Here is a 6,617-nt window from a genome sequence, read left to right as displayed (position 1 = left end):
CAATGCTCCGCGTTGCCTCAATCCTCCGCCTTGCAGCTGCACGCACCAGACCCCGCTCCCTGATCCGACCTGATCCAAACGACAGGCCCTAGGCCAGCGCGCTGAGCCCGGGGATGAAGGCCACCAGCAGCGGTACCGCCGGGACCAGGGCCGCGCAGGCGGTCATCCGCAGCCGGCGGCCGGGGGTGAAGCGGGGCGCGGCCGTAAGCAGCCGGTCCACCCGCTGCGGGACCTGCGCGAGCTGGGTCGGACAGGGCCCGAACACCCCGCGGTCCTCGTTGAGTTCGACCAGCGCCAGGGCGATCGTCAGCCGGCCGAAGCGGCGCGAGGCCGAGTCGTCGGCGGCCAGCTCGACCAGCCGGTGCACCTGGTCACGGAAGGCGGCGAAGACCGGAATCTGCGGAAAGCCGACGGCCAGCGCGGAAGCGCAGTAGAGGAGGAGATCGTGCCGGGCACGGGCGTGCCCCTGCTCATGGGCGATCAGAGCATCGAGCTGACGGCCCTTCAGCCTGCGCAACGCCGAGGTGGTGATGACCAGTTGGGGCGAGGACTGCTGCAGCCACCAGGCCTCGGGGCGGTCCCCCTCCAGGACGACCAGACGCTCCCTGGAGGGCTGCTCGCCGGGCAGCAGCGGGGAACGGCGCAGCAGGTCGGCCCGGTTCTGCCGGCGGCGGGCGCGTACGGTCCGTACCTCACGGGTCAGGGCGACGGCCGTCCATGCGCCACCGCCCGCCAGGAAGAGGGCCAGAGCCCCCGCCCACGGCCCGTGCGGCTGGAGCGCATACGCCTCGACGACCACCCGTGGCGCGAACCCGAATATCGGGCTGCGGACGGTTTCCCAGGCCGCGGCCGCGCTCAGCGACATCGCGAGCACACAGCACAGCAGCACACCGGCCACCACGCACTGCCACACCCACAGGGCGAGCACCGGCTCGCGGTCGGGCCAGTCGGAACGGGCCATCAGGCGCGGCGCCATCGCCGCGGCCAGCACGCCGAGAACCATCAGCGCGAGGGGGACCATCATGGCGTCAGCCTATGAGCGCGGGCTACCAGTGGGTACGGCCGTGCGGTGTATGTGACGTACGCCACCATCGCGCGGGGTGTGAAACGCATCCGGCCGTGGAACCCGCGAGGGCGCGTCCGTTGCAGGTCAGAGCGTCAGCAGCATGGCGAACATGGCGATCCCCATCGCCACCCGGCAGGCGCCCACCACAGCGGGCCGCCCACCGCCCGCCGCGGCCACCGGGCCATCGGTCACCACGGCCGCGGGTGCGAGACGGATTCCGGCGGCGATGACGAAAACGGTGTAGTAGGCGAGCAACAGCCCGGTCAGCAGCGGCACCCCGCCCGGCATCGAGTGACCCATCTGCCCCATCTGAGCCATCTCGCTCACCTCACCCGTCCGGTTCAGGTGGCCAAGGTGCGCCGCACCGCCGACGTACCCACCGCCGACGTACCCCCCTCCGGCCGGGGGCACGACCATTACCCACGCCATATAGACCATCGCCAGCGCACCCACCGCGTGATGGAGATGACGCCGCGCCAGCGCCCACAGCCCCATCGCCCCGAAAGCGCCGACGAACAGCCAGGGCGACCACGACGGCGGGGCGACGGCCGAGGCGGGCAGCGACATCACCGCCATACCCAGTCCCATCAGCCCCTCGCCGCGCACTTCCACCCGGTGCGCGGCGGTGCCCGCGCGCACCCGTGACAGGCAGTACGCACCCGCCGCGCCACACAGCAGCACCAGCAGCCAGCCGACCCAAGACGGTCCGTGCACGGAGCACCTCCCCACGCCCGGTGTCACGGGCAGCCCGCACCGGTGCGGGGCGTCGGTCCCGCACGACGGCAGGCTGCCCAACTCCGGGCGGGCGTATGGGAGCGCACCGGCGCACCGGGGGAGCGCAGACAGCGCCGAGAGGCGCGAACGTGCGCGTTGGCGTGCGGAGTCGACGCTCAAGGACGATCGCTCGGAACGTGACCGAGGGGCTCCGGTCCCGGGGGAGCCGTCAGGGGCGGTCGTCAGGGGCGGTAGCGGAGCGGATGGTCGGCGGGGACCTCGGTCACCACGATCCGGTGGCCGTCCGGATCCGTCAGCCACATCTCGATCAGCCCCCACGGCTCCCGCACCGGCGGCCGCAGCACCTCCACCCCGCGCGCCACCAGCTCCTCGTGCGCCGCCGCCGCGTCCGCCACCTGGAGCCAGAGCTGAAGCGTGCCCGTGGCGGGCTCCGCGGAGCGCCCGGAGACCTCCAGGAAACCGCCGCCGAGGAAGTACACGGTGCCGCGATCGGGCCCCGTACCGAACTCCCGGTAGATCTCCAGCCCCAGCGTCTCCCCGTAGAACGCCCTCGACCGCGCGGGGTCGGACGGCCGCACCAGCACCCTGCTGCTCAGTACCTGCACCATGGGACGGACCCTACGCCGCCGAGGCGCGCGGGCCCCGGCGGCGGGGCGGTGCCGGGACGAAAGGCCCTGACATCGCGGCCGCACCTCTTGTTAGCCTCGCACCATGTCCTCCACCATCCAGCCGACAACCGGCCAGCTGACCTTCCGTACCGCCGTCGACGCCGACATCCCCGGGCTCGTCGGGCTCATAGAGTCGGCCTACCGCGGGGACGCGAGCCGGGCCGGCTGGACGACCGAGGCGGATCTGCTGGAGGGGCAGCGCACCGACCCGGACGGTGTCGCCGCCGTGGTGCGCAGCGAGAGCAGCCGGCTGCTGATAGCCGAGCGGGACGGTGAACTGATCGCCTGCTGCCAGCTCGAACACCGCGGTGACCACGCCTACTTCGGCATGTTCGCGGTCCGCCCGGCGCTCCAGGGCGGCGGCCTCGGCAAGGTGATCATCGCGGAGGCGGAGCGGACCGCACAGACCGCCTGGGGTGCCTGCGAGATGCGGATGACGGTGATCCGCCAGCGCGAGGAGCTGATCGCCTGGTACGAGCGCCGCGGCTACCGGCGCACCGGCGAGCTCACCCCGTTCCCGTACGGCGACGAGCGGTTCGGTGTCCCGCAGCGCGCTGATCTGGAGTTCGAGCTGCTGGTCAAGGCGCTGGGCTGAGCCGGGCGGCCGGTGGCCGCGCTACAGCCGCCCGGCCGCGATGATCCGTTCCAGGAACTGCCGGGTGCGGCCGTGCTGCGGGTCGCCGAAAACCTGCTCGGGCGCGCCGCGTTCCAGAACGACGCCGCCGTCCAGGAAGCACACCTGATCGGCCACCTCGCGGGCGAAGCTCATCTCATGGGTCGCGATCACCATCGTCATCCCGTCCTCCTTGAGGTCGCGGACGACGCCGAGCACCTCGCCGACCAGCTCCGGGTCGAGCGCCGCGGTGATCTCGTCCAGGAGGAGCAGCCGGGGCCGCCCCGCCAGCGCACGTACGATCGCCACCCGCTGCTGCTGACCGCCGCTGAGCCGGTCCGGGTACTCGCCGGCCCGTCCGCCGAGCCCCAGGCGCTCCAGCAGCTCGCGGGCGCGCGCCTCCGCCTCGGCGCGCGGCACGCCGTGCACCCGGCGCGGCGCCAGCGTGATGTTGTCCAGCACGGTCATGTGCGGGAAGAGGTTGTAGGCCTGGAAGACCACGCCGATCCGGCGCCGTACGGCGTCCGCGTCCGCCCGCGGATCGGTGATCTCCGCACCGTCCAGGAAGATCGCGCCGTCGTCGATCTCCTCCAGCAGGTTCGCGCAGCGCAGCAGCGTGGACTTGCCCGACCCGGAAGCGCCGATCAGCGCCGTCACGGTGTGCGGCGGCACCTCCAGATCCACGTCCCGCAGGACGACCGTGCCCCGCCCGTACGTCTTGCGCACGGACTCCAGCCGCAGCACCGGCCCGCCGTCGCCACCGTCCGTCGTCCTCATACCGTCCCTCCCTGGGCGCGCCGGCGGTCCATCCGCGTGGTGACCCAGTCCGTGAAGCGCGTCATCGGAATGGTCAGCACGACGAACACCAGCCCGGCGACGACATACGGCGTGTAGTTGAAGTCCTTGCCGGCGATGATCTGCGCGGCGTAGACCGCGTCCACCGCGCCCGCGATGGAGACCAGACCGGTGTCCTTCTGCAGCGACACCAGATCGTTCAGCAGCGGCGGCACCACTCGCCGTACGGCCTGCGGCAGCACGACGTAGCGCAGCGCCTGGCCGCTGGAGAGACCCAGGGACCGGGCCGCGGCCCGCTGCGAGGGGTGGACGGACTCGATGCCCGCCCGGAAGACCTCGGCCACATACGCCGAATACGTCAGCACCAGCGCCGAGCCGCCGAGCACCACCGGATCGGAGGTCACACCCTGGAGCCGCAGCGCGGGGACCCCGAAGACCACCATCAGCAGGCAGATGATCAGCGGCAGTCCGCGGAAGAAGTCGGTGTACGCGGTGGCCAGGGCGCGCAGCGGGAAGAACACCGGCCCCCGCAGCGTCCGGGCGATCGCCAGCAGCAGCCCGATCGCCAGCACCGCCGCCCCGCACACCACCAGCAACTGCAGGTTCAGCAGCAGTCCCTCCAGTACCTTCGGCAGCGCCTTGCGGGCGTATTCGGCGCTGAAGAAGGTCTCGCGGGTGCGCGGCCAGCCGGGGGAGGTGGTGACGACGAGGAAGAGCACCACACCGGTGACGAGAGTGCTCAGCGCGGCAATGGCGGTCGCGCGCCGGGCCCGCGCCCGCTTGAACCGCTCCCGCTCGATCCGCCGCCGCGAGGGCACATAGACGTCAGCGCCGCCGGCCACCGGCTCCTTCTCCACCACGCTCTCCAACGCGCCCTGCCCGTACGTCACTTGAGCACCGGCGCGGCCGCGGCATCGGTCAGCCACTTCTTCTCCAGTGCGGCCAGCGTGCCGTCCTTGCGCAGCGCGTCCACCGCGGCCGTGACACACCCGGTGAGCCGGCTCTCCTTGTCCAGGACCAGCCCGAACTGTTCCTTGGCCGTGCCGCCGGTGCGGAACTGCCCCACGACCTTGGCGTCCTTGACCTCGGCCGAGGTGATGTAGAAGGCGGTCGGCAGATCGATCACGATCGCGTCGACCTGCCCGTTCTTCAGCGCGGACTTGGCCAGGTCGTTCTTCTGGAAGACGGCCGGGGACTGGCTCGGCCGGATGGTGTCGTTGATGACATCGAGGCTGGTGGTGCCGACCTGCGCGCCGAGCTTGGCGTCCTTGAGGTCGGCGACGCTCTTCGCCTTCGCGGCCTTGGAGCCCTTGAGTGCGATGACCGCCTGCCGCACGTCGTAGTAGCCGGAGGAGAACGCCACGGCTCGCTTGCGCGAGGCGCTGATGGAGATCTGATTGAGGTCGAAGTCGAACTTCTTCACACCGGGCGCGAACGCGTTGTTGAACGGCACGGTCTGCCAGCGCACCGCGCCCTTGCCGTAGCCCAGTTGCCTGGCCACGGCGTAGGCGACGGCCGATTCGAAGCCCTTGCCGTTGGCCGGGTCGTCGTCGGCGAACCATGGTGCGTATGCGGGGTTGTCGGTGCCCACCGTGAGCCTGCCGGATGCCACGGTGGCCAGCTTGCCGCGCGCACAGCTGTGTTTGCCCCGCCCGGCGGCGGAGCCGCCACCGGAGGACGCGCTCTGCGGGGCACAGCCGACGGCCGCGGTGAGCAGTACGACGCCGGCCGAAGCGGCAAGGCGGAGGGGGCGGTTGACGAGGCGCATGGCGGGAGAGTGGCAGTGCGCACCGGCGTCTGTCGAGATCATCGGGCGAACAGTCCGCATGCTGGAATGACATTGCGCGGCTGTGAACTGCGGATTTCCGCGTACGGCCGCCCCCGGCGCGCTACGCGGTGAAGCGCACCGCCCGCCGGATCTCGGGCTGGTCGGTCACCACACCGTCCAGACCCAGTCCGCGCGCGAGCCGGAGCTGATCGTGGGTGTTGACCGTCCAGCCCAGGACCTTCAGATGCGCGGCGTGCGCCCGCTCGACCAGTTCGAGGGTGAGCCGGCGGATATTGAGCGACAGCATGCTCGCGCCGACGGCCTGGGCGCGGTCGACGACATCGCTGCCGTAACGGCTGCCCACCAGGGCGGTGCGGACGCCCGGCAGCAGCGTGCGGATCGCGGCCAGCGCCTCGTCGTGGAAGGAGATCACATCGATCCGGCCGGTCAGATCGCGCGAGCGCATGACCTCCGCCAGCGCCTGAGCGGCCGCCACGTCCTTGATCTCCGCCTGCAGCGGCGCCTTCACCGCCTCCACGACCTCCTCGAAGACCGGGATCCGCTCGCCCCGCCCGGCGTCCAGCTCACGCAGTTCGGCGAGCGTGCGCTCGGCGATCGGGCCGGTGCCGTCGGTCGTACGGTCCACGTCCGCGTCGTGCATCACCACGAGCGCGCCGTCCTTGCTCAGATGCAGATCCAGTTCGATGACATCGAGGCCCTCGTGCTCGGCGCGCACGAAGGACCGCAGGGTGTTCTCCGGCTCCACGCCCATGACCCCGCGGTGTCCGATGGTGAGAAAGGACAAGGCTGCCTCGCTTCTGTCGGTTCGCTACTGTCGGTGTGAAAGTGTCGACCGGAAAGTGTCGGCCGGAAATGCCGACCGGAAAGTGTCGACCGTCGACAAACTGCTGCCCGAAATGGCGCACAGCCTAATCCGTTCCGAGCCGCAGCGCTGTAGGGACAAGTGCTCCC

8 protein-coding genes are annotated in these 6,617 nt (G+C 71.3%); 1 reads left to right on the top strand and 7 read right to left on the bottom strand.

The features are described 5' to 3' along the window. Window positions 1-88 precede the first annotated feature (88 nt). The 3 genes from ACZ4S3_RS29560 to ACZ4S3_RS29550 all read right to left on the bottom strand — a co-directional run bounded on the left by ACZ4S3_RS29560 (window position 89) and on the right by ACZ4S3_RS29550 (window position 2,409). On the bottom strand, window positions 89-1,024 hold the full coding sequence (locus tag ACZ4S3_RS29560) for a M56 family metallopeptidase (RefSeq protein ID WP_467939456.1): 936 nt from the start codon (window positions 1,022-1,024) through the stop codon (window positions 89-91). Between the two features lie 126 nt (window positions 1,025-1,150). Then, window positions 1,151-1,780, bottom strand: coding sequence for a DUF5134 domain-containing protein (locus ACZ4S3_RS29555; protein ID WP_467939454.1), 630 nt, complete (start codon window positions 1,778-1,780; stop codon window positions 1,151-1,153). 242 nt (window positions 1,781-2,022) lie between these two features. Continuing rightward, window positions 2,023-2,409 (bottom strand): VOC family protein, encoded by a 387-nt coding sequence (locus ACZ4S3_RS29550; RefSeq protein WP_467939453.1) that lies wholly within the window; start codon window positions 2,407-2,409, stop codon window positions 2,023-2,025. Between the two features lie 103 nt (window positions 2,410-2,512). Between ACZ4S3_RS29550 and ACZ4S3_RS29545 the strand changes: the two genes are divergently transcribed. After that, window positions 2,513-3,064, top strand: a complete 552-nt coding sequence (locus ACZ4S3_RS29545) for a GNAT family N-acetyltransferase (protein WP_467939452.1) — start codon at window positions 2,513-2,515, stop codon at window positions 3,062-3,064. Window positions 3,065-3,085: 21 nt separating this feature from the next. Here the strand turns inward: ACZ4S3_RS29545 and ACZ4S3_RS29540 are convergent, their stop codons facing one another. The 4 genes from ACZ4S3_RS29540 to ACZ4S3_RS29525 form a co-directional block, all read right to left on the bottom strand. Further along, entirely contained in the window at window positions 3,086-3,859 is a 774-nt protein-coding gene (locus tag ACZ4S3_RS29540; RefSeq protein WP_467939450.1) for an amino acid ABC transporter ATP-binding protein, read from the bottom strand. Continuing rightward, window positions 3,856-4,746, bottom strand: coding sequence for an amino acid ABC transporter permease (locus tag ACZ4S3_RS29535; protein WP_467939476.1), 891 nt, complete (start codon window positions 4,744-4,746; stop codon window positions 3,856-3,858). Before ACZ4S3_RS29535 ends, ACZ4S3_RS29540 begins: the two co-directional genes overlap by 4 nt. Window positions 4,747-4,763: 17 nt before the next feature. Next, window positions 4,764-5,645: an ABC transporter substrate-binding protein gene (locus tag ACZ4S3_RS29530; protein ID WP_467939474.1), complete on the bottom strand. Its 882-nt coding sequence runs from the start codon at window positions 5,643-5,645 to the stop codon at window positions 4,764-4,766. A 121-nt stretch (window positions 5,646-5,766) separates the two neighbouring features. Then, the gene (locus ACZ4S3_RS29525; protein ID WP_467939448.1) at window positions 5,767-6,450 is read right to left on the bottom strand and encodes a glycerophosphodiester phosphodiesterase; all 684 of its coding nucleotides are present in this window, start codon (window positions 6,448-6,450) and stop codon (window positions 5,767-5,769) included. Between the last annotated feature and the right edge of the window lie 167 nt (window positions 6,451-6,617).

This window comes from Streptomyces sp. NPDC028368, from assembly GCF_055565615.1.
This window is presented reverse-complemented; position numbering and strand designations above follow the sequence as displayed.